The organism is Acidovorax sp. LjRoot74 (genome assembly GCF_964254355.1).
Lineage (GTDB): Bacteria > Pseudomonadota > Gammaproteobacteria > Burkholderiales > Burkholderiaceae_C > Acidovorax.
In genome coordinates, this window is sequence record NZ_CAXUTI020000001.1 from 353297 (window position 1) to 378488 (window position 25192).

The 25192-nt window shown below is 67.5% G+C and carries 24 protein-coding genes; 13 read left to right on the plus strand and 11 right to left on the minus strand.

Annotated features, from left to right (window positions below; translation table 11 throughout):
• Window positions 1-87: 87 nt before the first annotated feature.
• Window positions 88-846, minus strand: coding sequence for a sulfite exporter TauE/SafE family protein (locus ACSQ3O_RS01650; protein WP_436137644.1), 759 nt, complete (start codon window positions 844-846; stop codon window positions 88-90).
• 376 nt (window positions 847-1222) lie between these two features.
• Here ACSQ3O_RS01650 and ACSQ3O_RS01655 point away from each other — a divergent pair, with 376 nt between their 5' ends.
• Window positions 1223-2575 (plus strand): ammonium transporter, encoded by a 1353-nt coding sequence (locus tag ACSQ3O_RS01655; protein WP_436137645.1) that lies wholly within the window; start codon window positions 1223-1225, stop codon window positions 2573-2575.
• Window positions 2576-2618: 43 nt separating this feature from the next.
• Window positions 2619-2963 carry a hypothetical protein gene (locus ACSQ3O_RS01660; protein ID WP_436137646.1) on the plus strand — a complete coding sequence of 115 codons (345 nt, stop codon included), beginning with the start codon at window positions 2619-2621 and terminating at the stop codon, window positions 2961-2963.
• 25 nt (window positions 2964-2988) lie between these two features.
• Here ACSQ3O_RS01660 and ACSQ3O_RS01665 read toward each other — a convergent pair whose 3' ends face one another.
• On the minus strand, window positions 2989-4677 hold the full coding sequence (locus ACSQ3O_RS01665) for a GMC family oxidoreductase (protein WP_436137647.1): 1689 nt from the start codon (window positions 4675-4677) through the stop codon (window positions 2989-2991).
• A gap of 290 nt (window positions 4678-4967) precedes the next feature.
• Here ACSQ3O_RS01665 and ACSQ3O_RS01670 point away from each other — a divergent pair, with 290 nt between their 5' ends.
• From ACSQ3O_RS01670 to ACSQ3O_RS01685, 4 genes are all read left to right on the plus strand, one after another.
• Window positions 4968-6092, plus strand: coding sequence for an MlaE family ABC transporter permease (locus ACSQ3O_RS01670; RefSeq protein WP_436137648.1), 1125 nt, complete (start codon window positions 4968-4970; stop codon window positions 6090-6092).
• Window positions 6093-6242: 150 nt separating this feature from the next.
• On the plus strand, window positions 6243-7103 hold the full coding sequence (locus ACSQ3O_RS01675) for an ABC transporter ATP-binding protein (RefSeq protein ID WP_436137649.1): 861 nt from the start codon (window positions 6243-6245) through the stop codon (window positions 7101-7103).
• A complete protein-coding gene (locus tag ACSQ3O_RS01680) occupies window positions 7103-8065 on the plus strand; it encodes an MlaD family protein (RefSeq protein WP_436137650.1) in 963 nt (320 codons plus the stop codon). Before ACSQ3O_RS01675 ends, ACSQ3O_RS01680 begins: the two co-directional genes overlap by 1 nt.
• Window positions 8066-8236: 171 nt before the next feature.
• Window positions 8237-8911: an ABC-type transport auxiliary lipoprotein family protein gene (locus ACSQ3O_RS01685; RefSeq protein WP_436137651.1), complete on the plus strand. Its 675-nt coding sequence runs from the start codon at window positions 8237-8239 to the stop codon at window positions 8909-8911.
• A gap of 9 nt (window positions 8912-8920) precedes the next feature.
• Here the strand turns inward: ACSQ3O_RS01685 and ACSQ3O_RS01690 are convergent, their stop codons facing one another.
• From ACSQ3O_RS01690 to ACSQ3O_RS01700, 3 genes are all read right to left on the minus strand, one after another.
• Window positions 8921-10303: an NAD(P)/FAD-dependent oxidoreductase gene (locus tag ACSQ3O_RS01690; protein ID WP_436137652.1), complete on the minus strand. Its 1383-nt coding sequence runs from the start codon at window positions 10301-10303 to the stop codon at window positions 8921-8923.
• A 118-nt stretch (window positions 10304-10421) separates the two neighbouring features.
• Complete coding sequence (locus tag ACSQ3O_RS01695; protein WP_436137653.1) at window positions 10422-11867, minus strand: DUF1501 domain-containing protein; 1446 nt, start codon at window positions 11865-11867, stop codon at window positions 10422-10424.
• Between the two features lie 8 nt (window positions 11868-11875).
• Entirely contained in the window at window positions 11876-13813 is a 1938-nt protein-coding gene (locus ACSQ3O_RS01700; RefSeq protein ID WP_436137654.1) for a DUF1800 domain-containing protein, read from the minus strand.
• A 416-nt stretch (window positions 13814-14229) separates the two neighbouring features.
• Between ACSQ3O_RS01700 and ACSQ3O_RS01705 the strand changes: the two genes are divergently transcribed.
• The 4 genes from ACSQ3O_RS01705 to ACSQ3O_RS01720 all read left to right on the plus strand — a co-directional run bounded on the left by ACSQ3O_RS01705 (window position 14230) and on the right by ACSQ3O_RS01720 (window position 17102).
• On the plus strand, window positions 14230-14448 hold the full coding sequence (locus tag ACSQ3O_RS01705) for a CsbD family protein (RefSeq protein ID WP_137749057.1): 219 nt from the start codon (window positions 14230-14232) through the stop codon (window positions 14446-14448).
• Window positions 14449-14562: 114 nt separating this feature from the next.
• The gene (locus ACSQ3O_RS01710) at window positions 14563-15150 is read left to right on the plus strand and encodes a hypothetical protein (RefSeq protein WP_137749056.1); all 588 of its coding nucleotides are present in this window, start codon (window positions 14563-14565) and stop codon (window positions 15148-15150) included.
• A gap of 173 nt (window positions 15151-15323) precedes the next feature.
• Complete coding sequence (locus ACSQ3O_RS01715; protein ID WP_436137655.1) at window positions 15324-15857, plus strand: hemerythrin domain-containing protein; 534 nt, start codon at window positions 15324-15326, stop codon at window positions 15855-15857.
• A 198-nt stretch (window positions 15858-16055) separates the two neighbouring features.
• On the plus strand, window positions 16056-17102 hold the full coding sequence (locus ACSQ3O_RS01720) for a sensor domain-containing diguanylate cyclase (protein WP_436137656.1): 1047 nt from the start codon (window positions 16056-16058) through the stop codon (window positions 17100-17102).
• 140 nt (window positions 17103-17242) lie between these two features.
• On the opposite strand, the gene ACSQ3O_RS01725 is transcribed toward ACSQ3O_RS01720, so the two are convergent.
• On the minus strand, window positions 17243-17536 hold the full coding sequence (locus ACSQ3O_RS01725) for a hypothetical protein (protein ID WP_436137657.1): 294 nt from the start codon (window positions 17534-17536) through the stop codon (window positions 17243-17245).
• A 56-nt stretch (window positions 17537-17592) separates the two neighbouring features.
• Window positions 17593-19080 carry a cell envelope integrity protein CreD gene (gene creD, locus ACSQ3O_RS01730; RefSeq protein ID WP_436137658.1) on the minus strand — a complete coding sequence of 496 codons (1488 nt, stop codon included), beginning with the start codon at window positions 19078-19080 and terminating at the stop codon, window positions 17593-17595.
• A gap of 100 nt (window positions 19081-19180) precedes the next feature.
• On the opposite strand from creD, the gene ACSQ3O_RS01735 reads away from it, so the two are divergent.
• Window positions 19181-19633 (plus strand): phosphopantetheine adenylyltransferase, encoded by a 453-nt coding sequence (locus tag ACSQ3O_RS01735; protein ID WP_436137659.1) that lies wholly within the window; start codon window positions 19181-19183, stop codon window positions 19631-19633.
• On the opposite strand, the gene creC is transcribed toward ACSQ3O_RS01735, so the two are convergent.
• The 4 genes from creC to ACSQ3O_RS01755 all read right to left on the minus strand — a co-directional run bounded on the left by creC (window position 19630) and on the right by ACSQ3O_RS01755 (window position 23428).
• Window positions 19630-21096, minus strand: a complete 1467-nt coding sequence (gene creC / locus ACSQ3O_RS01740; RefSeq protein WP_436137660.1) for a two-component system sensor histidine kinase CreC — start codon at window positions 21094-21096, stop codon at window positions 19630-19632. The two genes, ACSQ3O_RS01735 and creC, sit on opposite strands and share 4 nt — an antisense overlap.
• A 66-nt stretch (window positions 21097-21162) precedes the next feature.
• Window positions 21163-21873 (minus strand): winged helix-turn-helix domain-containing protein, encoded by a 711-nt coding sequence (locus tag ACSQ3O_RS01745; protein ID WP_436137661.1) that lies wholly within the window; start codon window positions 21871-21873, stop codon window positions 21163-21165.
• Window positions 21874-21879: 6 nt separating this feature from the next.
• Window positions 21880-22515 carry a MarC family protein gene (locus ACSQ3O_RS01750; protein ID WP_094290177.1) on the minus strand — a complete coding sequence of 212 codons (636 nt, stop codon included), beginning with the start codon at window positions 22513-22515 and terminating at the stop codon, window positions 21880-21882.
• A 166-nt stretch (window positions 22516-22681) separates the two neighbouring features.
• Window positions 22682-23428, minus strand: coding sequence for an SDR family oxidoreductase (locus ACSQ3O_RS01755; protein WP_436137662.1), 747 nt, complete (start codon window positions 23426-23428; stop codon window positions 22682-22684).
• Window positions 23429-23546: 118 nt separating this feature from the next.
• On the opposite strand from ACSQ3O_RS01755, the gene ACSQ3O_RS01760 reads away from it, so the two are divergent.
• Window positions 23547-24236 (plus strand): dienelactone hydrolase family protein, encoded by a 690-nt coding sequence (locus ACSQ3O_RS01760; protein WP_436137663.1) that lies wholly within the window; start codon window positions 23547-23549, stop codon window positions 24234-24236.
• 89 nt (window positions 24237-24325) lie between these two features.
• Complete coding sequence (locus ACSQ3O_RS01765) at window positions 24326-25186, plus strand: amidohydrolase family protein (protein ID WP_436137664.1); 861 nt, start codon at window positions 24326-24328, stop codon at window positions 25184-25186.
• The last annotated feature ends 6 nt before the right edge of the window (window positions 25187-25192 follow it).

Genomic DNA, 25192 nt, shown 5'->3' on the forward strand with positions numbered 1-25192 from the left:
ACAACCCCCAGCGGGCGCTTGTGTGCCTATTCACAACAGGTTTAGACGGAGCTCCCGAACTTTCGGGAGCGGTTTTCGGGCCCGGCGTTAGCGCAAGAATGCGTCGTAGCCCGTCTTCAGGATCAGCGTGCTCACCACCAGGATGAAGATGCCGCGCACAAAGCCGGTGCCGTGCTTGAGCGCCATGTGGGTGCCCAGCAGGCTGCCCACCACATTGGCCACGGCCAGCATTACGGCAAAGTGCCACCACACATGGCCCTTGGCCGCAAACAGCACGATGGCGGCGATGTTGGTGGCGCAGTTGAGCAGCTTGGCCGAGGCCGAGGCGTTGAGGAAGTCGTAGCCCAGCAGCCGCACGAACAGGAACACAAAGAAGCTGCCGGTGCCCGGGCCGAAGAAACCGTCATAAAAACCGATGAGCACGCCGATCAGCCCGGCCACCAGCACCTCGGCGCGGCCCGCAAAACGCGGCGTGTGGTGCCGGCCCAGCTCCTTTTTGGCCAGGGTGTAGACCAGCACGGTCAGCAGCACCAGAGGCAGCAGCTTGCGCAGGAAGTCGGCCGAGATCACCGTGACGGCCCAGGCGCCCGCAAACGACCCGGCGAAACCGGCCGCCGCAGCAGGCAGCATGGCCTGCCAGCGGATCTGCACCCGGCGGCTGTATTGCCAGGTGGCCATGGCCGTGCCCCACACCGAGGCCGCCTTGTTGGTGCCCAGCAGCGTGGCCGGTGGCGCCCCCGGAAACGCTGCAAACAACGCGGGCACCATCACCAGCCCTCCGCCCCCCACGATCGCATCCACAAAGCCTGCGAGCAGCGAGGCCAGGGTCATCAAAATCCATTCCATGGCGCTATTTTCGCACCTGGAGTGCTATCAATTCAGGACTGAACTTGTGCGCTGGGCGCCCGGGGTCACTTTTCGAACGGGCAAGAAAAAGGCGCTGGGATCGCCAGCGCCTGGAAAGTGATGCACCTCGTTGGGTGCTTTGAATTTGGTTGTTGGTAGAAAGAGTGTCTCCTCGGGCCCCTCGCTTGGCACACCGAAGCGCGCTTTCGAGTGCCATGACTGTAACGGCTGCACCCCGCTGGTGCATTGGGGGTTTCCCGCCCCCCGTTGTTGGGCACCGGGCGGCTTGCCGCAGGGGGCTGTGCCCCGATTCGGTGGGATGGGGCTGGCATGGCTCGTGCAATGCGTTCGTAACAAATTGCGTAAGGGAGCGTGCATGCATGCAGTCAACCACCGGGTCGTTGCGGTCGTGTCGTTGTGTCTGGGGCTCTGTACCTGCGCCCTGGCGCAGGGCGTGCCGGAGGCCCCCGCTGTGACGGCGCCCCTCACCCGCCCCGCCCTGGTGGCCCAGGACACGGTGAATGCCGCCCACACCGGCTGGATGATGACCTCCACCGCCCTGGTGCTGCTCATGACGCTGCCGGGCATCGCGCTGTTCTATGCGGGCATGGTGCGCAAGAAGAATGTGCTCAACACCATGGCCAGCGTGGTGGCGATTGCGGCGCTGGTCAGCCTGCTGTGGTTTGTGGCGGGGTATTCCCTTGCCTTCACGCCCGGCAATGCCTGGCTGGGGGGCTGGGAGCGTGCGGGGTTTGCGGGGCTGGACTTTGACCTCGCAGGCGGCAAGCTCGCGGTGAGCCATGTAGCGCCCCACATCCCCGAATCGGTGTACGCCATGTTCCAGCTCACGTTTGCCATCATCACCGCCGCGCTGTTGGTGGGCGCGCTGGTGGAGCGCATGCGGTTTGCCGCCATGCTGGTGTTCGTCGGCCTGTGGACCCTGGTGGTCTATGCCCCGGTGGCGCACTGGGTGTGGGAGCCGGGTGGCTGGCTGGCGCAGATGGGGGCGCTCGACTTTGCGGGCGGCTCGGTGGTGCATGTGAATGCGGGTGTGGCCGGGCTGGTGTGCGCGTGGTTCCTGGGCCGCCGCACGGGCTATGGCCGCGAGCCCTTCGAGCCCTACAGCCTGGGGCTCACCATGGCGGGCGCGGGCCTGTTGTGGGTGGGCTGGTTTGGCTTCAACGCGGGCTCGGCCGTGGCGGCCGATGGCCGTGCCGGGCTGGCCATGGCAGTGACGCACCTGGCCGCTGCGGCCGGGGCGCTGGCGTGGATGCTGGGCGAGTGGGTGGTGCGCGGGCGCCCGTCGCTGCTGGGGCTGTGCTCCGGGCTGGTGGCGGGCCTGGTAGCCATCACTCCCGCTGCCGGTTTTGTCACGCTGCGCTCGGCCGTCGTGATTGGCCTGGTGGCCGGGCTGGCCTGCTACTGGGGCGCCACGGGGCTCAAGCGCCTGCTGCGGGTGGACGACTCGCTCGATGTGTTTGGCGTGCATGGCATTGGCGGCATCGTTGGCTCGCTGCTCACGGGCGTGCTGGCCAGCCGCACGGTGGGTGGTGTGCCAGGCAGCTTGCTCACCCAGGCCATTGGTGTGGGCGCCGTGATGGCCTACAGCCTGGTGGTGACGGCCGCGCTGCTGTGGCTCGTCAACTTTGCGATGGGCCTGCGGGTGGACGAGCAGAGCGAGCAGACCGGGCTCGACATCGCCCAGCACCGCGAGCACCTAGGGGGTTGACCCACAGCGCCCTGGATGACTGAAATGCCATAAGGAGCCGACCATGCCCGATTCCGACAAGCTTGCCATTGCCGCCCATCTGCACGTGCTGCTGCGCCGCAAGACGGGGCGCGTGACCGACACCGAATGGATGGCGGCCAATGCCGAGTACGCGCTGGAGATCGTGCGTTTTGCCCGCCTGCGTGCGCAGGAGGACAACGCGCCCGAGCTGGCCGAATGGGCCGACCGGCTGGACCACGCCGTGCACCAGGAGCCTGTGTCTGCAGCGCGCAGGCCGTTGCTGGACGTGGCCGCGCAGGTGGTGCGCCAGCGCATGGCGCCACCGGCTCCCCCGCCACCTCCACCACCCCCGCCCGAAGTGCCGCGCTACGTGGGCGGTATCCGCTGACCGGGCCTGCGCGATCCCCCGGGCGTCAGGCCCGCCGCGCGGCGATGATCCACTCGGCCGCCTTCTCCGCCATCATCAGCGTGGGCGAGTTGGTGTTGCCGCTGGTGATGGTGGGCATGGCGCCCGCATCCACCACGCGCAGGCCTGCCACCACACCGCCGCGCCCGTCACGCACGCGCAGTTGGGCGTCCAGCACGGCCATCGGGTCGCCGTCGCGGCCCATCTTGGTGGTGCCCACGGGGTGGAAGATGGTGGTGGCAATGTCGCCTGCCAGGCGTGCCAGGTCTGCGTCACTTTCAAACTGCACGCCCGGCTTCCACTCCTGCGGCTGGTACTTGGCCAGCGCGGGCTGGGCCACGATGCGGCGCGTGACGCGCAGGCTGTCGGCCGCCACCTGGCGGTCTTCGGCCGTGCTGAGGTAGTTGGGCGCGATGGCGGGGGCGGTCTTGAAATCGGCGTTCTTGATGTTCACCGTGCCCCGGCTGGTGGGGTTGAGGTTGCACACGCTGGCGGTGAACGCCGGGAAGCTGTGCAGCGGCTCGCCAAACGCATCGAGCGACAAGGGCTGCACGTGGTACTCGATGTTGGGGTAGGGCTGGTCGGGGCTGCTGCGGGTGAACGCGCCCAGCTGCGAAGGCGCCATGCTCATGGGCCCGCTGCGTTTGAGCGCGTATTCAAGCCCGATCTTGGCCTTGCCCACCAGCGAGTTGGCCATGGTGTTGAGCGTCTGCACGCCCTGCACCTTGAACACCGCGCGGATCTGCAGGTGGTCCTGCAGGTTGGCGCCCACACCGGGCAGGTCCACCGCCACATCGATGCCGTGCTGACGCAGCAGCGCGGCGGGGCCGATGCCCGACAGCTGCAGCAGCTGGGGCGAGTTGACGGCGCCCGCGCTCAGGATCACCTCGCCCGTGGTGCGGGCGGTGACCATCTCGTTGCCATCCCACACCAGCACGCCGGTGCAGCGCTGGCTGCCGTCGGGCTGGGTTTCGAGGATGAGCTTGGATGCCTGCGCGCTGGTCCACATCTCGAAGTTGGGGCGGCCATAGCAGGTGGGCCGCAAAAAGGCCTTGGCGGTGTTCCAGCGCCAGCCGCTTTTCTGGTTGACCTCGAAGTAGCCCACGCCCTCGTTGCTGCCGCTGTTGAAGTCGTCGGTGGCCGGGATGCCCGCTTGTTGTGCCGCGTGCGAAAAGGCATCCAGCACGTCCCAGCGCAGGCGCTGTTTCTCGACGCGCCACTCGCCCGTGCTGCCGGTGGCCTTGTTGCCGTGCAGGCGCTTGAAATTTTCGTTCACGGCCCCGGGCTGGTCCAGCCGCCAGTGGTCCTCGTGGCGGCGGAAGTAGGGCAGGGCGTTGTCCCAGCGCCAGCTGGCGTCGCCCGTCAGCTCGGCCCACTGGTCGTAGTCGCGCGCCTGGCCGCGCATGTAGATCATGCCGTTGATGCTGCTGCAGCCGCCCAGGGTCTTGCCGCGCGGGTAGCGCAGGGTGCGGCCGTTCAGGCCCGCGTCGGGTTCGGTGTTGTAGAGCCAGTCGGTGCGCGGGTTGCCGATGCAGTACAGGTAGCCCACGGGGATGTGGATCCAGTGGTAGTCGTCCTTGCGGCCCGCTTCGATCAGCAGCACGCGGTGGCGGCCGTCGGCGCTCAGGCGGTTGGCGAGCAAGGCACCGGCCGTGCCCCCGCCGATGATGATGGTGTCAAACGTGGTGTCGCTCATGGGTGGGATCGCGGGGCAAAGAACAAGGGTGGTAACGGTGGGCCATTGTGCGGAACGCTCGGGCCCTGTCGATAGGGTGTGTGTGGATTGCTACATATTTGGTAGCTGCTTGGGTTTGCTGGTAGCGCGCAGGAGCCTGTTTTGATAATAATTACATGCCACCAAGGGCCGCCTGTGCTTGCGATCCGGGGGCTGGTGGGGGCGGGCCGTGCACGGTCCGCTACCATGCACGCTCTTCCTTTCTGCTTCTTGACTTCCACTTCCTTCTGGTTGCCTTGGCAGCCCGACCCATGACCGACCACATCCCGTGCATTGTTCGCGCCGACACGCCCCAGGGGCCTTACGCGCAGCTGCGTGGGCGCTGGGGTGCGGCCGAGCTGGGCTCCGAGGCGCAGTGGGAGGCCGTGTCCGCACAGTTGCGCGATTGCCCCGCGGCCCCCACCCTGGGCTGGGACCTGCGCGAACTGCAGTGGCTGGACCATGTGGGCGCCCAGCTGCTCTGGAACCACTGGCAACACGCCTGGCCCGCGCAGCTGGCCTGCACCGAGGGCCAGCGCACCATGCTCTCGCGCGTGGCTGGTTTCACCACCATTGCCCCCCCGCCCGAGCCCTGGCGCCTGGGCGACCAGATCGACCACCTGGGCGTGCTGGTGCTGCATGGCGTGGACCACGCGCGCCACCTGCTGGAGATGGTGGGCCAGCTGGTGCTGGACCTGGTGCGCTTGGCGCGCGCGCCGCGCAAGGGGCCGTGGCGCGATGTGTCCGGCCACCTGTACCGCATGGGGGCCACGGCCCTGCCCATCACGGCGCTGGTGGGGTTTTTGATTGGTGTGGTGCTGGCCTATCTGATGAGCCTGCAGCTGCGGCAGTTTGGCGCCGAGTCGTTCATCGTCAACATCCTGGGCATCTCCCTCATCCGCGAGCTGGGGCCCATGCTCGCGGCCATCCTGGTGGCGGGCCGCTCGGGCTCGGCCATCACCGCGCAGATTGGCGTGATGCGCGTGACCGAGGAGCTGGACGCCATGCGCGTGATGGGCATCCCCCACGGCTTTCGGCTGGTGATGCCGCGCACCTTGGCGCTGGCGCTGGCCATGCCGCTTATCAGCGTGTGGACCACGCTGGCCGCGCTGGCCGGGGGCATGCTGGCGGCCGATATCTCGATGGGCATCTCGCCGTCCTACTTTGTGCAGGCTTTGCCCGCCGCCGTGAAGATCGGCAACCTCGGCCTGGCCATGGCCAAGTCGGTGGTGTTTGGCGCCTTCATCGCGCTCATCGGCTGCCACTGGGGCCTGCGCGTCAAGCCCAACACGCAGAGCCTGGGCGAAGGCACGACGGCGTCGGTGGTGTCGTCCATCACCATGGTGATCATCGTGGACGCGCTGTTTGCGGTGGCTTTCAAGAACATCGGCATATGACCAGGAAGCCCCCCCTGAGCCGCTTCGCGTCTTCCCCCCGATGGGGGGACGCCACCCGTGGCCTGGCAAAGCCAGCTCCACGGTGGCACTGGCATGGGGGCGCGTCAGTATCTTGCGTCACGGGTCTGTTGAAAGATGGGAAGGGCAGCCATGACTGAGCGCGTCGCCCAACCCGAACACATCGCCGTCGCGCCGGGCGAGCCGCCCATTGTGGATGTGCGCGGCCTGTGGACCACCTTTGGCAAAGGCAGCGAGGCCTTCACCGTGCACCAGGACCTGAACTTCGCTGTGCAGCGCGGCGAGATGCTGTCGCTGGTGGGGGGCTCGGGCACGGGCAAGACCGTGCTGCTGCGCCAGATCCTCGGACTGGCCCGGCCCACGCGGGGGCAGGTCACGGTGCTGGGCCGCCCGGCCTCCGAGATGGGGCGCGAGGGCGCGGCCAGCCGCGTAGGCATGCTGTTCCAGCATGGCGCACTGTTCTCGGCCTTCAACGTGCTCGACAACGTGGCCTTTGCGCTGCGCGAACAGGGCACGTTGCCCGACGACCTGGTGCGCGACGCGGCCCTGGTCAAGCTGCAGATGGTGGGCCTCAAGCCAGAACACGCCACGCGCATGCCGGCCGACCTGTCGGGTGGCATGGTCAAGCGCGTGTCGCTGGCGCGTGCGCTCATCATGGACCCGCCGCTGCTGCTGCTCGATGAGCCCACCGCCGGGCTGGACCCGAGCAGCTCCGACGACTTCTGCGCCCTGCTACGCGAGCTGCGTGCGGCGCTGGGGCTCACGGTGGTGATGGTCACGCACGACCTGGACACCCTGTTTGCTCTCAGCACCCGCGTGGCCGTGCTGGCCGACAAGAAGGTCATTGTCACCGGGCCACCCCATGAGGTGGCGCACTTCAAGCACCCGTTCATCGAACATTTCTTCCTGGGCGAACGTGGCCAGCGCGCCATGGCCCCGGTGCAACCCGTGGAGCCCGCCACTGCGCCCACGCCCGCAAAGGAACCCCGCTGATGGAAAACAAGTCCCACGCCCTCGCCGCCGGCATCTTTGTGCTGGTGGTCGCCGCCATGCTGGCGGGCCTGGCCGTCTGGCTCACGCGCGACAACGCCAGCTACGAGCAGTTCGAACTCTCCACCCGCGACGGTGTGAGCGGCCTGCAGCCGCAGGCTGCCGTGCGCTACAAAGGCGTGGCCGTGGGCAAGGTCACGCGCATCGGGTTTGACCCGCAGGTCACCGGCAACGTGCTCATCCGCATCGCCGTCAACGAACAGGCGCCCATCAGCCCCACCACCTTTGCCGTGCTGGGCTACCAGGGCGTCACCGGCCTGGCCCACATCCTGCTGGACGATGCCGAGAAGCCCTACCCCGAGCTGCCCCCCGGCCCCAGCGGCCTGCCGCGCCTGCCGCTCAAGCCCTCGCCATTTGGCAAGCTGGCCGAGCAGGCCCCGGCCATCCTCACCCAGGTGGAAGAAGCCACGCGCCGCATCAACCAGCTGCTCTCCGACAACAACCAGCAGAAGCTCACCGAGGCGTTGTCGAACATCGGCCAGGCGGCGGGCAGCGTCAACACCCTCACGCAGCGGCTCGACGCCACCGTGACCCAGCGCCTGGACCCGGCCCTGGCCGCACTGCCACCCCTGGCCAGCGACGCGCGCCAGACTCTGCAATCGCTGCAGCAGGCGGGCGCCGGTGTGTCGGCCCTGGCGGCAGACCTGGGCAAGACCACCCAGCGCCTCAACGCCGAAGGTGGCGCCATTGACCAGATCACCATCGGAACCCAGTCGCTCGCCCGCGCGGCCGACCAGTTCAGCAGCAGCACCCTGCCGCGCGTGAACCGCGCCGCCGACGACACCGGTCGCGCCGCGCGCCAGCTGGGGCGTGCAGCCGGGGGCATCACCGACAACCCGCAGCTGTTCATCTACGGCTCGGGCCGCATCCCGCCCGGGCCGGGTGAGGCCGGATTTGCGCCTTGACATGAAGTACCCCCTGAGTCGCCTTCGGCGCCTTCCACCTCCCTCGCTGCGCGGGAGGGGAACGCACCCAGTGGCCTGGCGAAGCCAGCTCCACGGGTGCACTGGGATATGCCCCGCCAGTTGCACGCAATGCCGGGCAAGGCAGAGGTGAGTCGGATCACGGAGGAATGGATGGTTACTATGAAAAACATAGCTAAAAAATCATATGCAGCAGGCGCAGGCGGCATTTTTTGCTTGATTCTGGCGGGCTGCTCGGCCTTGCCCGCCCCGCCCGCCCGACCCGCGCTGTACGACTTTGGCCCGGGCGCCGTGGCCCCGGCGCCCACCGACCGCCGTGCGCCCTTGCCGCCACTGGCCCTGGCCGACGTGGAGAGCACCGGCCTGCCCGAGGGCAGCAACGCCGTGCTCTACCGCCTAGCCTATGCCGACGGCCAGCAGCTGCGCCCCTACAGCCAGGCGCGCTGGAGCCAGCCACCCGCCCAGCTGGTGCAGCAGCGCCTGCGCGAGCAGCTGGGCCAGCGCCGCGCCATCCTGAAAGCCGACGACGGCGCCGCCCAGGCCCGCGACCCGGCCCAGGGCGGCAAGCTGCCGCTGGTGCTGCGCGTGGAGCTGGAGGAATTCAGCCACCTGTTCACCAGCCCCACCGACAGCAGCGGCGTGGTGCGCCTGCGCGCCACGGTGGTCGAACTGACACCGGCGGGCGAATCCCTGCGTGGCCAACGCGTATTCATCGCCCAGCAACCCGCCCGCTCGGCCGACGCTGCGGGTGGGGTGGCGGCACTGGCCGACGCCTCGGGCCGCGTGGCGCAGGAGCTGGCGGCGTGGGTGGAACAGGTGGGGCGGTAGGCTGGGAATTCAGCCGGGCGGCTTCGCCGAAGAGGGGGCGGGAGGCTGGTGCGGTCCGCCCTCGATCCCCGTCACCACCCGTGCATAGCGCGCAAAGCTCCAGTACGCCCAGGCCCAGTCCAGCAGCACGACCAGGCGGTTGCGGAAGCCGATCAAAAAGTACACGTGTGCAAACAGCCAGAACAGCCACGCAAAGTAGCCTGAGAACCGCACCGGCCCGGCGGGCGAGGTGAGGTCCACCACGGCCGAGTTGCGGCCGATGGTGGCTAGGTTGCCGTAGTCGCGGTAGCGGAACGGCTGGGTGGGCTGCCCGGCCAGGCGGCGCAGGATGTTGGCTGCGGTGGCACGTCCCATCTGCTTGGCGCCGGGCGATACGCCAGGCACGGCCATGGGCTCGTGGCCGTGCATGTGACTCTTGGCGGCTGCCAAGTCGCCGATCACGCTGATCTCGGGATGGCCGGGCAGGCCCAGGTCGGGCGCAACCACCACGCGGCCTGCGCGGTCGGTGGGGGCGCCAGTGGCTTCGGCCAGGTGGCGGCCCAGGGGGGAGGCAGCCACGCCCGCAGCCCAGACAATGCATTTGCTATTTATTTGATAGCTATTGGGGTTTGATGGTTGCGCGGAGGAGGCTGATTCGACCCTCAAACCTTGCGCATCGATGGCCGTGACGCGGGCGCCCAGGCGCACGTCCACGCCCAGCTTTTCGAGTTGTTCCTTGGCGCACTGGCTTAAGCGTTCGGGCATGGCCTGCAGCACGCGGGTGCCGCCTTCGAGCAGGATGATTTTGGCGCTGGCCGGGTCGATGTGGCGGAACTCGCCGGGCAGCGTGTGGCGCGCGATCTCGGCCAGGGTGCCCGCCATCTCCACGCCCGTGGGGCCAGCGCCCACGACCACAAAGTTGAGCCAGTCGGCGCGGCGCACGGGATCGGTTTCTTTCTCGGCGGCCTCGAAGGCCAGCAGCACGCGGCGGCGGATCTCGAAGGCGTCGTCCAGGGTCTTGAGGCCGGGCGCATAGGCCGCCCAGTCGTCGCGGCCAAAGTAGCTGTGGGTGGCGCCTGCGGCGACGATGAGGTGGTCGTAGGGGAGGTGGCCGCCGTCTGCCAGGTGCACGCTGCGCCGGGCCACGTCGATGCGCGTGACTTCGCCCAGCAAGGTGGTGACATTGCGCTGCTGGCGAAACAGGTGCCGGATGGGCGCTGCGATTGCCGGGGCCGACAGCCCGGCAGTGGCCACCTGGTAGAGCAGGGGCTGGAAGAGGTGGTGGTTGGTCTTGTCTACCAGGGTCACGTCCACGGCGGCACCGCGCAGCGCACGGGCCGCTTCGAGGCCACCAAAGCCGCAGCCGATGATGACAACACGGGGGCGGGGCGAGGGAGCGGAGGAGGTGGTCATGCCTCCATTATTGGGGCTTGCAGCTTCCGGGCGGCCTGTGGAATTGGCACCGCCTCGAACGAGGGCCGCCCCCTGGCGCGCGCCCTGAGCGGCGCAGCCGCTCAGGGCGTGTTTCGCATCAGGTCATGAAGCCCAGGTTGGTCGGGTAGTCGGCCCCGCCAAAGTGGCTGAGGTTGGGCAGCACGCCCGCCAGTTCGCTGTTGCTCACGCCAAACCAGCTGGCCAGCGTGGCGGCGTACTGGTCCACCGAGGTGCTGGGCAGCAGGCGGCCCTGGCCCACGTGCCACTGGTCGTTGGCATCGGTGGTGTTGGTGTTGCTCACCGGTGGCGCCTTGCCGTAGAAGGCCTTGCCTTTGACCGCGCCGCCCACCATGAGGTGGTGGCCGCCCCAGCCGTGGTCCGAGCCGTCGCCGTTGGAGCTGAGCGTGCGGCCGAAGTCCGAGGCGGTAAAGGCGGTGACCTTGTCGGCCACGCCCAACTCGACGGTGGCGTTGTAGAACGCGGTCATGGCTTCGCTCACGCGCTGCATCAGCACGGGCTGCTGGGCAATGAGGTTGTCGTGCAGATCGAAACCGCCCAGCGAGACCATGAACACCTGGCGCTTGCTGCCCAGTGCCGAGCGCGCTCCGATGAGGCGCGCCACCATCTTCATCTGGTTGGCCAGCGAGTTGTTGTTAGGGAAGGTCGTGGCCAGGGTGACGGCCGACAGGCCGCTGGTGATCTGGCTTTCGGCCGTGACCGCGCGGGTGGTGACCCGGGTGTATTCGTTTTCAAGCGTCTGCGTGCTGCCTTGCTGGATGAGCGACGTGAGGGCTGTGCGCACGGCCGAGGAGCCGTAGACGTTGTTCTTCACGCCGTTGATGGCCACGGCGCCGTTGGTGCTGACCTGGTACTGCAGGGCCGAGTCGCCCGACAGGAACACCGCATTGCCCGTGACCGAGATGCAGGTGAACAGCGAGTTGCCGTTGGACGACAGCGCCAGGTCGCCAATATTGCCGCCCCAGCCCACGGTGGAGCCCTCCGGCGAGGACGACTGCCACACCGACTGCTGGTCGTTGTGCGAGAACAGCTTGGGGGGCACGGGGTAGGTGGCGCGGTCAGCACTGTTGTACTGCGCGCGTGTCAGCGGCACCACCAATGGGCCCACGTTGAGTTGCACGGCCGCCTTGCCGCTGTTGAACAGGCCTGCGAGCCCCGTCATGGCCGGGTGCAGCGCATATTGGCGGTTGCCGGGCAGGGCGGTGGTGGGCGTCAGCAGGGTGGGGGTGAGGTCAGCCTTGGCCAGCGCAATGCCGCCCGCTGTCTGGCCGGAGCCGCCGCCCCGGATGGTGCTGTAGCGGTTGTAGCTGTCGTCGTCGTAGGTGACCACGGTGTTGGCGTAGTCGTTGCCGCCGTACAGGAAGACGCAGACCAGGGCCTTGTAGTCGGTGGCCGTGAAGGCCGCCGCCTCGCCCATGGCGGCCAGGTTCAGTGCAAAGGGCAGGGCAGTGCCCGCCAGGCCCAGCTGGGTGGAGCGGCGCAGGAACGCGCGGCGGGTGTGAAGTTCGGGTTGAAGCAGGTGCATGGCGGGGCTTACTTTTGAACGAGGTATTCGGCCGAAGCCATCACCAGGAAGACGGCGGCTGCGACGCGGTCGAGCTTGGCGTTGTCCGTGCTGGCCGCCGTGACGGGGGTGGCCTTCAGGGCGTCCGAGATCAGCTTGACCGTGGCGGCCGAGAGCTGGCCCGCACACATCAGCAAGTTGATGCGCGCCACCAGAGCATCGGCATCGGCCACGATGGCCAGTTCGTTGGCGTAAGTGGCCTTGATGTCGTAACCATTGTTGGATGTGCTGGCGTTGTTGGGCAGCTCCGGGGCGTTCACAAAAATGCCGCTGCGGATCACACCTTGCATGTAGTTGAGGTAGCCGCCCACGCTGCTTTCGTTGACCAGCTGGAACTCGGGCGCCACGGCCCCGGTGGTCGCCAGCGCTGTGGATGGGGGCACATAGCCCGGGCGGAAGAAGTTGAACACCGAGGGTGAACGCAGCGGGCTCTGCCCCAGGCGCGAACCCGGGTCGGTCAGGTCGCCTATCTTCCAGCTACCCTGGGCCGAGTTCAGCCCGAAGGTGCGGCCCCATTGCACAAGGCGCAGCATGGGTTCGCGCAGCTTGCCGAAGCCGGGTTGGGTAAGCCCGGTGGGGGAGCGCGCTTCATCGTCCAGCAAGATGGCCTGGACAACGGCCCGCATGTCGCCGCGCACGCCCGCGCCGTTGTTGTTGAAGGCCGCCGTCACGCGCGCCACGTAGGCGGGTGAAGGGTTGCTGGTCACCAGGCGCTGGATGAGCTGCTTGCCGATGAATGGGCCCACGTTGGGGTGGTTGAACAGCGTATCCAGCGCCGTCTTGAGCGCGGCAGCCCCGGGCGTATTGGCTGGCACGGTGGTGCCGAGGAAGGTGGCGGCCAGGGTGGAATGGCGCGACGCATTGAGCGCCATGGGCAGACGTGCAAAGGTGGTGTTGGACACCACCCGCGAGGTGCCTGGCACGGTGGTGGGCACGTTCTGCGTCTGGTCGTAGTCGTAGCCGGTGAACACCCGTGCGAGGTTGGTCACATCGTCCATCGTGTAGCTGTCGATGGGCTTGCCCGCGCCGTCCTTCTTGGTCGTCCCATCAGGGTTGAGCGCCACCAGCCCAATGGACATCAGCTGCATGATTTCGCGGGCGTAGTTCTCGTCCGGCTGGCGACCGGTGGCCGCGTTTTCCTTCTGGTTGCCCCGGGTGTTGAGGTAGTACCCCATGGCCGCGTTCAGTGTGACGTCTTCGAGGATGGAGCGGTAGTTGCCAAACGCGTTGTTGACCAACTGGTCCCAGTACCAGGCCATGGCATGGCAGCGCCAGGTAATGTCCACCCCCGTGAGCGACACCACGCAGATCTCGGACAGCGCCAGGGCCACCCGCTTGCGCAGGCCGTCGGGGGAGGTCATGAGCTGCTTCCAGATCATGTAATCCGCCGGGTAGGAGTTGTCGTAGTAGGCCGTATCGTCGCTGATGGCGGCATAACCGCGCTGGTTCAGCCAGTCCCAGCCGGTCTGGCTGGCGGGCGCGCTGAACTGGGTGCGTAGCCAGTCAGCGTAGGTGGTGGCGCGCAGGGCCGCAATCTCTGCGGTGGAGGCCGAGAACTGCGCCTGCAGAAGGAAGCGGGCTGCTTCTTGGTCGGTGGCGGCGGCGGGGGATGCGGAGTTGCCGGGCCCTGGTGCGGGTGTTGGGGCTGGCGCAGGGGTCGGTGCCGGGCTGGGCGCTGAGGTCCCGGGCGCAGGTGCGGGGCTGGGGGACGGAGTGCCAGGGGTGTCGCCCGTGCTATCTCCACTGCCCCCACCGCAGGCGGCCAGTGCAGCCGTGGCGGTGAACAGTGCCGTCAATACGGGCGCGTGCCCTCGGCCCGCGACGGTGGGTTGCACCTGGGGGGCTGATGCGCCTTCTGCGTCCTCTGCAACCAGGGTGGCCAGAGGTTCCTCGTATGTGTTTTTCATGGTGATCGTGGTGAAACGCGCGCTGTCCAAATGGCGCAACCTCCACTTAATCACAGGGCAGACAGCGGCCGGGAACACAAGTGTTACGAAGAGAAACGGTTCCTTGGGCGTATGCGGAAGCCCAGGGCGCGGAGTGATGGGCAATTGCAACACTTTGTGGCCTGGCGAGGCCCCGGCAGGGCGTTCGGCCCTTTGTCAGCCCTTTGCCAGCCCTTTGCCAGCCCTTGCAGCACGCGGCACTGCGCCCGGGTCGTCGGCCCTGTCCTTCAGCCCCGTAGGCCGACGCCCACGCGCACCGCTTGGCATGGACTACGGGCCTCCGACGCATTCGTTTTTACAGTGAACCCATCGCCCCACGCAATGTTTCCACGCATTCCGGGTGGATGGCCAGGGCGAAGTTTTTGAAGGATGCAACCATGAATGAAGACACCATCAAGGGCAATTGGAAGCAGTTCAAGGGCAAGATGATCGAGCAGTGGGGCAAGCTCACCAACGACGATTTGGACGTCATCGATGGCAAGCGCGAGCAGTTCCTGGGCAAGCTGCAGGAACGCCAGGGGCTGGCCCGTGAAGCGGCCGAAAAGCAGCTCAAGGAATGGCAGGAACGCCATCCGGGCTTCCACTTCAACGATTGATGGGCCGGGGCTGCACACCCCGTGCTGTGCTGCCCGCCCATCGCAGCAGCAGGCAGGCCCTGCTGCCCGCCTCCCCCCCTTTTTTTGCACCACCCTGATGCAGAGGAGAACTCCATGCAATTCCAATCCGCACGCACGCTGATTGCCGCCGTGGCCGCCGGTCTGGTGGCCACATCTGCCTTTGCCATGACCCCGGCCGAACACAAGGCCGCCAAGGACAGCATTGAAGCCGCCTACAAGGCCGACAAGCAAAAATGCGATGCCTTGAGCGCCAACGCCAAGGACATCTGCCAGAAGGAAGCCAAGGGCAAGGACAAAGTGGCCAAGGCCGAGCTGGACGCCCAGTACAAGCCCAGCCCCAGAAACACCCAGAAAGTCGCCGAAGCCCGCGCTGACGCTGCCTACGAAGTCGCCAAGGAAAAGTGCGACGACCTCAAGGGCAATGAAAAGGATGTCTGCGAAAAAGATGCCAAGGCCGCCCATGTGAAGGCCAAGGAAGACGCCAAGGTGGCCGCTGTGCAGGCCAAGCCAGCGGACAACCCGGCAGAGAAGGCCGCCGCCGTGGCTGAAGCCCGCAAGGAAGCCAACGCAGAAAAGAACGACGCCAACTACCAGGCGGCCAAGGAGCGCTGCGATGCGCTGTCTGGCAATGCCAAGTCGGCCTGTGTGGATGACATCAAGCGCATGTACGGCAAGAGCTGATCGCGGTCCCCGCACAATTTCTCGCACAAGCCCCGCCCTGGCGGGGCTTTTTAACGTGTGCAGGCGGGATTGCCTGACTTGCATCAATACAGGGTGGCAGGGCGGGTTCTAAGCTGGGCTTTCCCATTTTTACCCCCGTTGTTTTTTGCCGGATGGCAGAGGGATAGACACCCATGGCCCAACTCGAATGGTCGGACGCGCTGAACCTGGATCTGCCCTTGATGGACGACACCCACCGGGAGTTCGTCGATCTGCTGGCCGCCGTGGAGCAGGCCGAGGACGCGCAATTGCAACTGGCGTGGCAGGCGCTGGTGGAGCACACCGACCAGCACTTCGGCCAGGAAGACGCCTGGATGGCCTCCACCCGGTTTGCCTCGGGCAATTGCCACAGCATGCAGCACCGCGTGGTGTTGCAGGTGATGCGTGAGGGCGCAGCCCGTGCCGCACAGGGCGACCTGAAGGTGCTGCGCGTGATGGCCAGCGAGCTGGCCTTGTGGTTCCCCCAGCATGCGCAGAGCATGGATGCCGCTTTGGCGTTGCACCTGCGCCGCGTGGGTTTCGACCCTGCCACCGGCGTGGTGCATGCACCGCAGGCGCTGCCCGGTGAACTGATCCAGGGCTGTGGCGGTGCCACCTGCTCCGACGCGGGCGAGGCGCCCGCAGGGGGCCGCGAAGACGCCCCCAACCGGCAAACCGCTGCGGCCTGAAGACCGGGAGAGCAGGCCACAGGGCTGTAGCTACTGCCGCACCAGGAAACTCAGCCCTTACGCACCACCCCGTCGGCCCGCCCCGGCGCGGCATGCCGTGTGCGGCCGCAAGCGTGCTTCTACCCGTGCGCGGGCGTCACTTGTGTGGCATGCTGCCTTTCTTCAAGGCAAGTGTGGGCGGCATGGCCGCTTTGCTCCATGGCCGCAACCTCCTCCCCCGAAGCACCGGTCGATGACACCGAGCGCCTGCTGGCCCTGCATCGCTACGGAATTCTCGACACCCCCATGGAGCCAGCCTACGACGAGCTGGCCGACATCGCAGGCCATGTGTGTGATGCGCCCGTGGCCCTGGTGAGTTTTGTGGACCGCGACCGCCAGTGGTTCAAGTCCGCGCAGGGGCTGCCTGAGCGGGAGACTCCGCTGGACCAATCGGTGTGCCGCTACGCCATCCGGCAGCCGGGTGTGTTCATCGTGCCCGACCTGGCCCAGGATGTGCGGTTTGCGCACTACGGCATCGTCACCCAGAAACACCCGCTGCGTTTTTACGCTGGCGCCCCGCTGGTCACCCCCGACGGCTACGCCCTGGGCACCCTCTGTGTGCTGGACCACCGCCCGCGCCAGCTCTCGCAGCGTGTGCAGGACCTGCTCAGTGCCCTGGCGCGCCAGGTGGTCCGGCTGCTGGAGCTGCAACGTGCCAACGACCGCCAGGGCCAGATGCTGACCGAGCTGGACGCCGCGCGCCAGCAGATGGCGGTGTTGGCCCACACCGACGTGCTGACCGGGCTGGCCAACCGCCGGTCCTTCACCGACCGCCTGCGGCAGGAGCTGGCCCTGCTGCAGCGGGGTCGTGAGCCCACCTGCCTGCTGATGATGGACCTGGACCACTTCAAGCGCATCAATGACGTGCATGGCCACCATGTGGGGGACCAGGCGCTGCAGCTGTTTGCCTCCTTGTGCCGCGATGTGTTCCGCGCGGCCGACGTACTGGGTCGCTGGGGAGGGGAAGAGTTCATGGCCCTGCTGCCTGCCACCGGGGTGGAGCAGGCCCAGGCCGTGGCGCAGCGTGTGCACGCCGCGCTGGCCCAGCAGCCCCTGCCCGGGATCGAACCGCCGCATCGGTTGTCCGTCAGCATGGGGTTGACGCTGTTGGACCCGCTGCGCCCGCTCGACGTGACCCTGCGCCTGCTCGATTCCGCGCTGTACACCGCCAAGCGCGAAGGTCGCAGCCGCACGGTGGTGGTCTAGCAAAGTTCTGATGCTCTGCTTTTGATAGCTGGTGGTGCAATATGGGTGCGCGCAAAGGCCGTATTTCTTTGTGTTTTTGGCTTTGAAGATGTGAAAAAACCCGGCATGCCTATGCGGGCATGCCGGGTTTGGCCACCGGCTCAGTACCGGGGGCTGCGCGGCAGCAGCAGCGCCGCCATGCGCCAGGTCAGATCACGCAGCGCACGGCGCAAGGCGGGCGATGGCGCTGTTGCAACACCGGCCACGCCGGTCGCCTCGCAGGGGCTGAAGGCCGCCTCCAGCACCTGCTGCTTGGCGCTGAGCAGCGCCACCCGGTCCCGGGCGCGCAGCGCGTTCATCAACTGGTCGCGGTGGCGCTGCACACGTGCGGCTTCGGCCGCCGTCAGTGTCTGCGTGCAGGGGGCTGTGCCCCCCGGGCTGTGGACCAGATGCAAGGCCCAGGGGCCGGCAGCCGGCGGCAGACCAGGTGGGGGGCATGTGGGTCCGGGTGTCATGCAGCCTCCGTGCGCGGGGCCATAGGACGGGCCGTTGCGGTGGGCGCGGCAGGCGTGGGCGGCACCGACGGCGTGGACGGAGGCTTGGGAGGCATAGGGCGGCCCGGTGTGCCGCCGCCTTGCGACAGCCCGTACCAGTTCACCTTGCGCGTCAGCACCATCACCGCCGCCAGCACCAGGAAGAGTGCAATCGCCCCCACCACCAGCGCCGTCTGCTCCAGCTGCAGCAGCACGTACAGCAGGCCATACAGCAGCGCAATGCCCGCCCCCAGCGGTACCCCGCGCGTGAGCCCGCCCAGCATGTGGCTGGCGTAATAGGCCAGCAGCAGCACACACGCACTGGCGGCCACCGCGTACGAGATGCCAAACGGCAGGTGCTCCGACAGGCTCACCAGCAGCAAGAAGAAGCTGCACAGCGCGCTGCCCACCAGCAGGTACTGCACCGGGTGCACGCGCAGCTTCTTCATCAGCTCGAACAGGCCCACGGCCACGAAGGTGAGGGCGATGAACAGCACGCCGTACTTGGTGGCGCGGTCCGACAGGGAATAGGGGTTCACCGGGTCGATGAAGGCCACGCTGAAGCTGTCGGCGCAGTCGCCCGGCGTGGCCCCGCTGTGTGCATAGTCGCTGCCCTCATCTGCGCCCAGGCAGATGCGCTTGCCGCTGGCAATGTCGGCCTGCGCCGTGGTGGCCAGCGACGACAGGCGCCACTGGGCCGAGAAGCCGGTCTTCTTGACCTCGCGCTCCGACGGCAGAAAGCGCCCGGCAAACGACGGGTGGGGCCAGCTGCTGGTCATCAGCACCTCGGTGTTGCCGCCCAGTGGCACGATGGCTAGGCGCTCGGTGCCCACCAGTTCCAGGTCCAAGGTGGCCGTGAGGCCGTCGGCCTTGCCGCGCACGGATTCGGGCAGCATCGCATGCAGGCCCCGGCTGTAGGTGGGGTGGAAGGTGCCGGGCTTGAGGGCCAGCGCCTGGCTGCCCATCGTGAACTGCGCGGTGCGGATGCCGCGCGCATCGCCAACGGCCATCATCACGATGGGCGCGCCGCAGTGCATGCGCGAATTCTTCATGCTGCTCTGCGGCAGCAGGCTGGCCAGCGAACCCCATTGCGCCGTCACGTTGGCCTTGAGGTTGTAGGTGTTCACCTTGTGCAGGCCGCGTGCGCGTTCTTCCATCGCGGCGCCGGTGGTGAGCTTGAGCTGCTCGGGCATGGCGGTCAGGATGAACTCGCGGCGCTTTTCGACCATGCGGCGCTCGTCACCCTTGCCGACTTCTTCATCCCAGCTCTCCACGCAGGCGCTGTGGATCATGGGGCCCATCAGCGTCTGCGGTCCGGCCAGGCTCTCGGCCACGCTTTGCGCGGTGATGCTGCGGTAGCGCAGCCGGTCGCGCACCACGTCTTCGATCAGGCCCAGGCCAAAGAGCAGCAACACGGTGATGGCGGTCAGCGCCGCCAGCTTGGTGAACAAGGGGTGTTTGAACAAAAGATCCTCCACAAGTGACTGTTGTGGAGGCAGTGTTGTGGCGCGCTGTGAGGGCGCTATGAAGTTTGTGAGGCGGGTGTGAAGTGGCGCTATGCGCTGCATGACCTGCCATGTCATCGACAGCCACTTGCCTGGGGCCTACAAACGGCGCATTGCAGTGAAGGAGTTCTACATGCGCTATGGGATTCCGGTCGTGTTGGTTGTGGTGGCAGTGATCCACGCGCTACCGCTGGTGGGTGTTCTTGGTGCGGACAAACTGGTGCAGCTGTACGGCATTTCAGTGCGGGATACGGGCGTGGAACTGTTGTTGCGCCACCGTGCCGTGCTCTTCGGGTTGCTGGCCGCCTTCTTGGGATATGCCGCATTGCGCCCCGAACTGCATCGGCTGGCCCTGGTGGCGGGGTTGGTGAGTGTGGTGTCGTTCCTGCTGCTGTCGTGGGTGCAGCCGAACAGCACGCTCAGTGCTTCGTTGGTGACGGTCGTTTGGGTGGACCTGGTGGCATTGGCCTTGCTAGTCGTGGCGCTGGCATTGCACCTGTTCCCTCCACGCTAACCGGCGGGAAACTCCAGCGTCACCCGCAACCCCGGGGAGGTATTGCGTGTCGCCATGCGCCCCCCATGCAGCGCCATCACGCGCTGCACAATCGCCAGCCCCAGGCCCGATCCGCTGCGCTCGCCGCCCGGCCTGGCGGTGGTGAAAAAGCGCTCGCCCAGTCGCGGCAGCGCGTAGTCGGGCACGCCGGGGCCGCTGTCTTGCACGGCCACCGTGGCGCCGTCCAGCTCTACCCGCACCGTGCTGCCGGCGGGCGCAAAGTCGATGGCGTTGTCCAGCAGGTTGGTCAGCGCCAGCGTCACCAGTTCGGCCTCCCACGGGCCGCTGGTGCCGTGCCCTTTCAGGGCCAGGGCGATGCCGCGCTGCCCCGCGCGGGCGCGGGTCTGGGCAATGGCGGCCTCGGCGCAGTCGTGCAGCGCCACGGGCGCGCGGCCTTCGGCGTGCTGGCGCTGCTCCAGCTTGGACAGCTCCAGCAGCCGGTCGATGATGCGCTGCAGGCGCTCGCTCTGCTGCACCACCTGGGTCGCAAACTCGGCGCGGTCGGCGGCGGGCAGCTCGTCCTGCAGCAGTTCGCCCGCGCCCCGGATGGCGGCCACGGGGCTTTTGAGTTCGTGCGTGAGTGCGCGCACATAGCCCTCGATGTAATCACGCCCCTCCAGCCGCGCGCGCATGCGGTCCATGGCGCGGGCCAGGTCGCCCAGCTCGCCGGGCACCTCGGGCACGGCCAGGGCCGTGGGGGGCGGAAGGCTCGGATCGTGGCGCTCGCCATCGGCAGGGCCCTGCACGCTCAGGGCGTAGTCGCGCAGGCGGCGCACGTTCCACACCATCCACAGCGTCACCGCCACGCCCACAGCGGCCGACAGCGCCAGCAGCAACAGCCCGCCCATGAACACCTTGCGCTCGGCCCGGTCGATGAAGCGCTGCACCGTGCGCGTGGGCTTGGCCACGGTCAGCACGCCTGCGATCTGGCTGTTCACATAGATGGGCGCGGCCACATGCATCACGCCGCTGGTGTCGTCGTCCTCCACGTCGCGCGTAGAGCGCGCGCCGTACTCGCCGCGCAGCGTGCGCGCCACATCGCGCCATTGCGAATAATCGGCACCGATGGCACGGTTTTCCGAGTCGAACAGCACGCGCCCCGTGGTGTCGGTCACGTAGATGCGGTAGTCGAGCGACTGCTTGGAAAAGCCCCAGATCGCCGCATCGATGGGCCGCGTGGCGTAGCGCCGCACATGCTGGGCAAACGGGCTGGTGCTGCTGTTGTGGGCCTCCGCCGCCAGCCGCCCGGCGGCCAGGTCTTCACTGGCCAGCTCGGCCAGGATGTTGGCCGTGTCCACCATCATGTCCTCCATCACCTCCCGCACGCTGGGCTTGATCTCGGCCATGAACACGCGCAGCACAAAGAACGCAGCGATGCCGTTGATGAGGAAGAAGGCGAACAGCAGGCGGATGCCGAGGCGCATGGTGCGTTACTTCAAAAACAATAGCTGCCAGCGCTTTTCAAAGGGGCGCTGGCAGCTAATTTGGCTTCAGATGTCCAGGCAGTAACCCATGCCCCGGTGCGTGCTGATGTACTCGCGCGCTGGGTCCACTTCGCGCAGCTTGGCGCGCAGGGTCTTGATGTGGGTGTCCACCGTGCGGTCGGTGCTTTCGCTGTCGTCGCCCCAGGCGGCGGCCAGCAGGGCGTCGCGGGAGTGGATGCGGCCTGCGCCGCGCAGCAGGTGGGATAGGAGGCGGTATTCGCGCCGGGTTAGTGGCAGGGCCTGGCCCCGCAGGCTGATGCGCTGGCCCGTCTCGTCGTCGTGGAACAGCGCGGTGGCCGAGGCGGCAGGCGCCGCCGGGTGGCCGTTGCCATTGCCGTTCCCGTGGCCTGCGCGGCGCAGCAGCGCCTTCACGCGGGCGGCCAGTTCGCGGGGGCTGAAGGGTTTGGTCAGGTAGTCGTCGGCGCCCAGCTCCAGGCCCAGCACGCGGTCGATCTCTTCGCCATGGGCGCTGAGCATCAGCACAGGCAGGGCAGCGGTAGTCGGCGCATTGCGCACATCGCGCAGCAGATCCAGCCCGCTGCCATCGGGCAGGCCCACGTCCAGCACCAGCAGGTCAAAACGTGCGCGCTGCAGCTGCTGGCGCGCGTCGTGCACCAGCAGGCTGTGCGTCACTGCCAGGCCGTCGCGCTCCAGCGCATAGGCCACGGTGCGGGCGATGGCGGGGTCGTCTTCGAGCAGCAGCAGGCGGGCAGACATGGGCGGTCAGCGCGCGATCAACACTGGGAAAATCTTGCCCAGCCCGTCCGCCATCACCTCTACCGCCAGCGCAGCCAGGATCAGGCCCATGAGCCGGGTCATCACGTTGATGCCTGTCTTGCCCAGCACGCGCGCAATCGGGTCGGCCAGCGAAAAACAAACTGCCGTGGCCAGCGCGATGACCACGCCGTAGCCCACCAGCGTGGCGGTCTGCCACACGCCCTGGGCTCGGTCGGCATAGATCACCACGGTGGACATGCTGGCCGGGCCGGTGAGCAGCGGGATGGTGAGCGGCACCACGGCAATGCTGCTGCCTGCGGCGGCTTTCTCTGCCCCTTCTTCGTACTCGTTGGTGCTGGGCTTGGCCTCGGCGGGCTGGGCGTTGAGCATGTTCATCGCGCTGATGAGCAGCAGCATGCCGCCACCCACCTGAAAGCTCTGCAGCGAGATGTTGAAGAAGTCCAGGATCTGCAGGCCCAGCAGCGCACAGGCCGCAATCACGCAAAAAACGCTGAAGCTGGCCACCTGGATGGTCCGCCGCCGCTGCGCGTACGAAAAGCCCTGGGTGTAGTGGATGAAGAACGGGACGATGGCCAGCGGGTTCACGATGGCCAGCAAAGTAATGAGGGGTTTCAAGTCCATATCAGTTCTCCATTCTGCTGCGTGCTCATAGCCGTTGAAACTGTCACGGCAAAGGCCAGTGCCCCCGCGCAAGGGCCGCCCCGCCGCGCCGGGGGGCGTTCCCCTCCCGCATCGCGCAGCGAAGCGAGAGAGGGGGAAGGCGCGAAGCGACTCAGGGGGTGCTTCACTACCTGCCTCCGGATACGTCGAGTAGGGACATGGTGGTGTACGGCGAAGCATCCGACATCAGCCACACGATGGCCTCGGCCACCTCTTCGGCCGTGCCGCCGCGTTGCATGGGCACCTGGTGGGACAGGTCGCGCACGCGGTCGGGCAGGCCGCCGCTGGCGTGGATGTCGGTTTCGATGAGGCCGGGGCGCACGGCGTTCACGCGGATGCCTTCGGCCGCCACCTCGCGCGCCAGGCCGATGGTGAAGGTGTCGATGGCGCCCTTGGCCGCTGCGTAGTCCACATACTGGTGGGCCGAGCCCAGCCGGGATGCGGCGCTGGAGACGTTGACGATGCTGCCACCCGCGCCGCCGTGTTTCGTGCTCATGCGGCGCACGGCCTCGCGGGCGCAGACAAAGCTGCCGATCACGTTGACGTCGAACATGCGGCGCAGGCGCGCCACGCTCATTTCGTCCACCCGCTGGGTGGTGTCCACCACGCCCGCGTTGTTCACCAGCGCGGTGATGCGGCCCAGTTGTGCGTCGATGGTGGTGAACATGGCCAGCACCTGGGCCTCGTCGGCCACATCGGCCTGCACGGCCAGGGCGGTGCCGCCTGCGGCGCGGATCTGCTGCACCACCGCATCGGCGGCGGCCTGGTTGCCCTGGTAGTTCACCGCCACCGCCCAGCCCTGGCGCGCGGCCCGCAGCGCGGTGGCAGCGCCAATGCCTCGGCTGGCGCCGGTGATTAAGGCGATCTTGTCCATGAAATCGGGGTCTCCTGCAAGAATGGCGCATTGGAACAGGTTCTCGGGGGATCGGGCAGAGCCCGATGTGCCGGGGGCGCAACGTGTGGACCCCTTTTTTCTTCAAGGAGATAGCAGCATGGGACAGTTTGTGGATATGACTTCCAGCGATGGCCTGGTGTTTCCGGCCTGGGTGGCCCAGCCTGACGCGGCCCCGCGCGGCGCCGTGGTGGTGCTGCAGGAGATTTTTGGCGTCAACTCCCACATCCGCGCCGTGGCCGACCGCTTTGCAGCGCGCGGCTACCTGGCGGTGGCGCCTTCGACCTTCCACCGCGTGCAGCAGAACGTGGAGCTGGGCTACACCGGCGACGACATGCAGGCCGGCATGGGCCTCAAAGCCGCGGTGGAGGCCCTGCCAGCCCCCGGCGTGATGCCCGACATCCAGGCCGCCATCGACTACGCCGCCGCGCAAAGCGGGCGCAAGGTGGGCATCGTGGGCTTTTGCTGGGGTGGGCTGCTCACCTGGCGCGCGGCCTGCACGCTCACCGGCCTGTCGGCCGCCGTGCCTTACTACGGCGGTGGCATGACCAGCCCCGACGAAGCCGCGCGCCAACCCCGCGTGCCCGTGCTGGCCCACTTTGGCGAGCGCGACCACTGGATTCCTGTAGACAGCGTGCAGGCCTTTGCCCGCGCCCAGCCGGGTGCCGAGGTGCACATCTACGCGGCTGACCATGGCTTCAACTGCGACCAGCGCGGCAGCTACGACGAGCCCGCCGCCATGACCGCGCGCGATCGCACCCTGGCGTTCTTCGACAAACACCTGGCCTGAGAAAACCCACAACGCACAAACGGGGGGCTGCCATGGAAAATTTGAAGCTTTTTAGGCCCCTTGCGCCTGTCCACCAAGCACTGATAGCTATGCTTTTGATAGCTATTGGCGCTGCAGCCCACGCCGCCGACTACACCGGCCCCCTGCTCGACGCCCACCTGCACTACAACGAGGAAGCCTGGGACGGCAAAACGGGCCCCCACCCGCCCGCCGATGTGCTGGCGCGCATGAAGGCCAGCGGCGTGCGCGCCATCGTGGCCAATTCGCGGCCCAACACCGGCTCTCTCACCCTGGCGGGCCTGCCGCAGACCCGCGAGGCGGGCGTGACCGTGGTGCCCTTTGTGCGGCTGTACCGCAACCGCGCCGACTACACCGGCTGGTTTGCCGACGAGAGCATCTACACGATGGTGCAGACCGAGCTGGCGCGCGGCACGGCGGCGGGGCCGTACCGGGGCATTGGCGAGTTCCACCTGTACGACAGCGCCAATGCCAACGGCCCCGTGGCCAAAAAGCTCATGGCCCTGGCCGAGCAGCGAGACCTGGTGGTGCTGGCCCATGTGGACGATGTGGCCATCGACCTGCTGATGGCCAATACCCCGTCCAAAGGCCAGAAGGCGCGCCTGATCTGGGCCCACACCGGCATTGGCGGTGCGCCGGTGGAGCGGGTGGATGCGCTCATGGCCCGCTACCCGGGCCTGGTGGGCGAACTCTCGTACCGCCCCGGCCTGGTGTGTGACGACAATCAGCTGTGCCCCGCCTGGCGCGCGCTGCTGCTCAAGTACCCTACGCGTTTCGTGATCGGCTCGGACACCTGGGTCAACCAGCGCTGGCAGCACTACGAAAGCCTGATGCAGGGCTACCGCCAGTGGCTGGGCGGCCTGCCCGCCGATGTGGCGCGCAAGGTGGCGTGGGACAACGCGGCGGGGCTGTTTGGGGTGGCCCGGCCATAGGGCGCT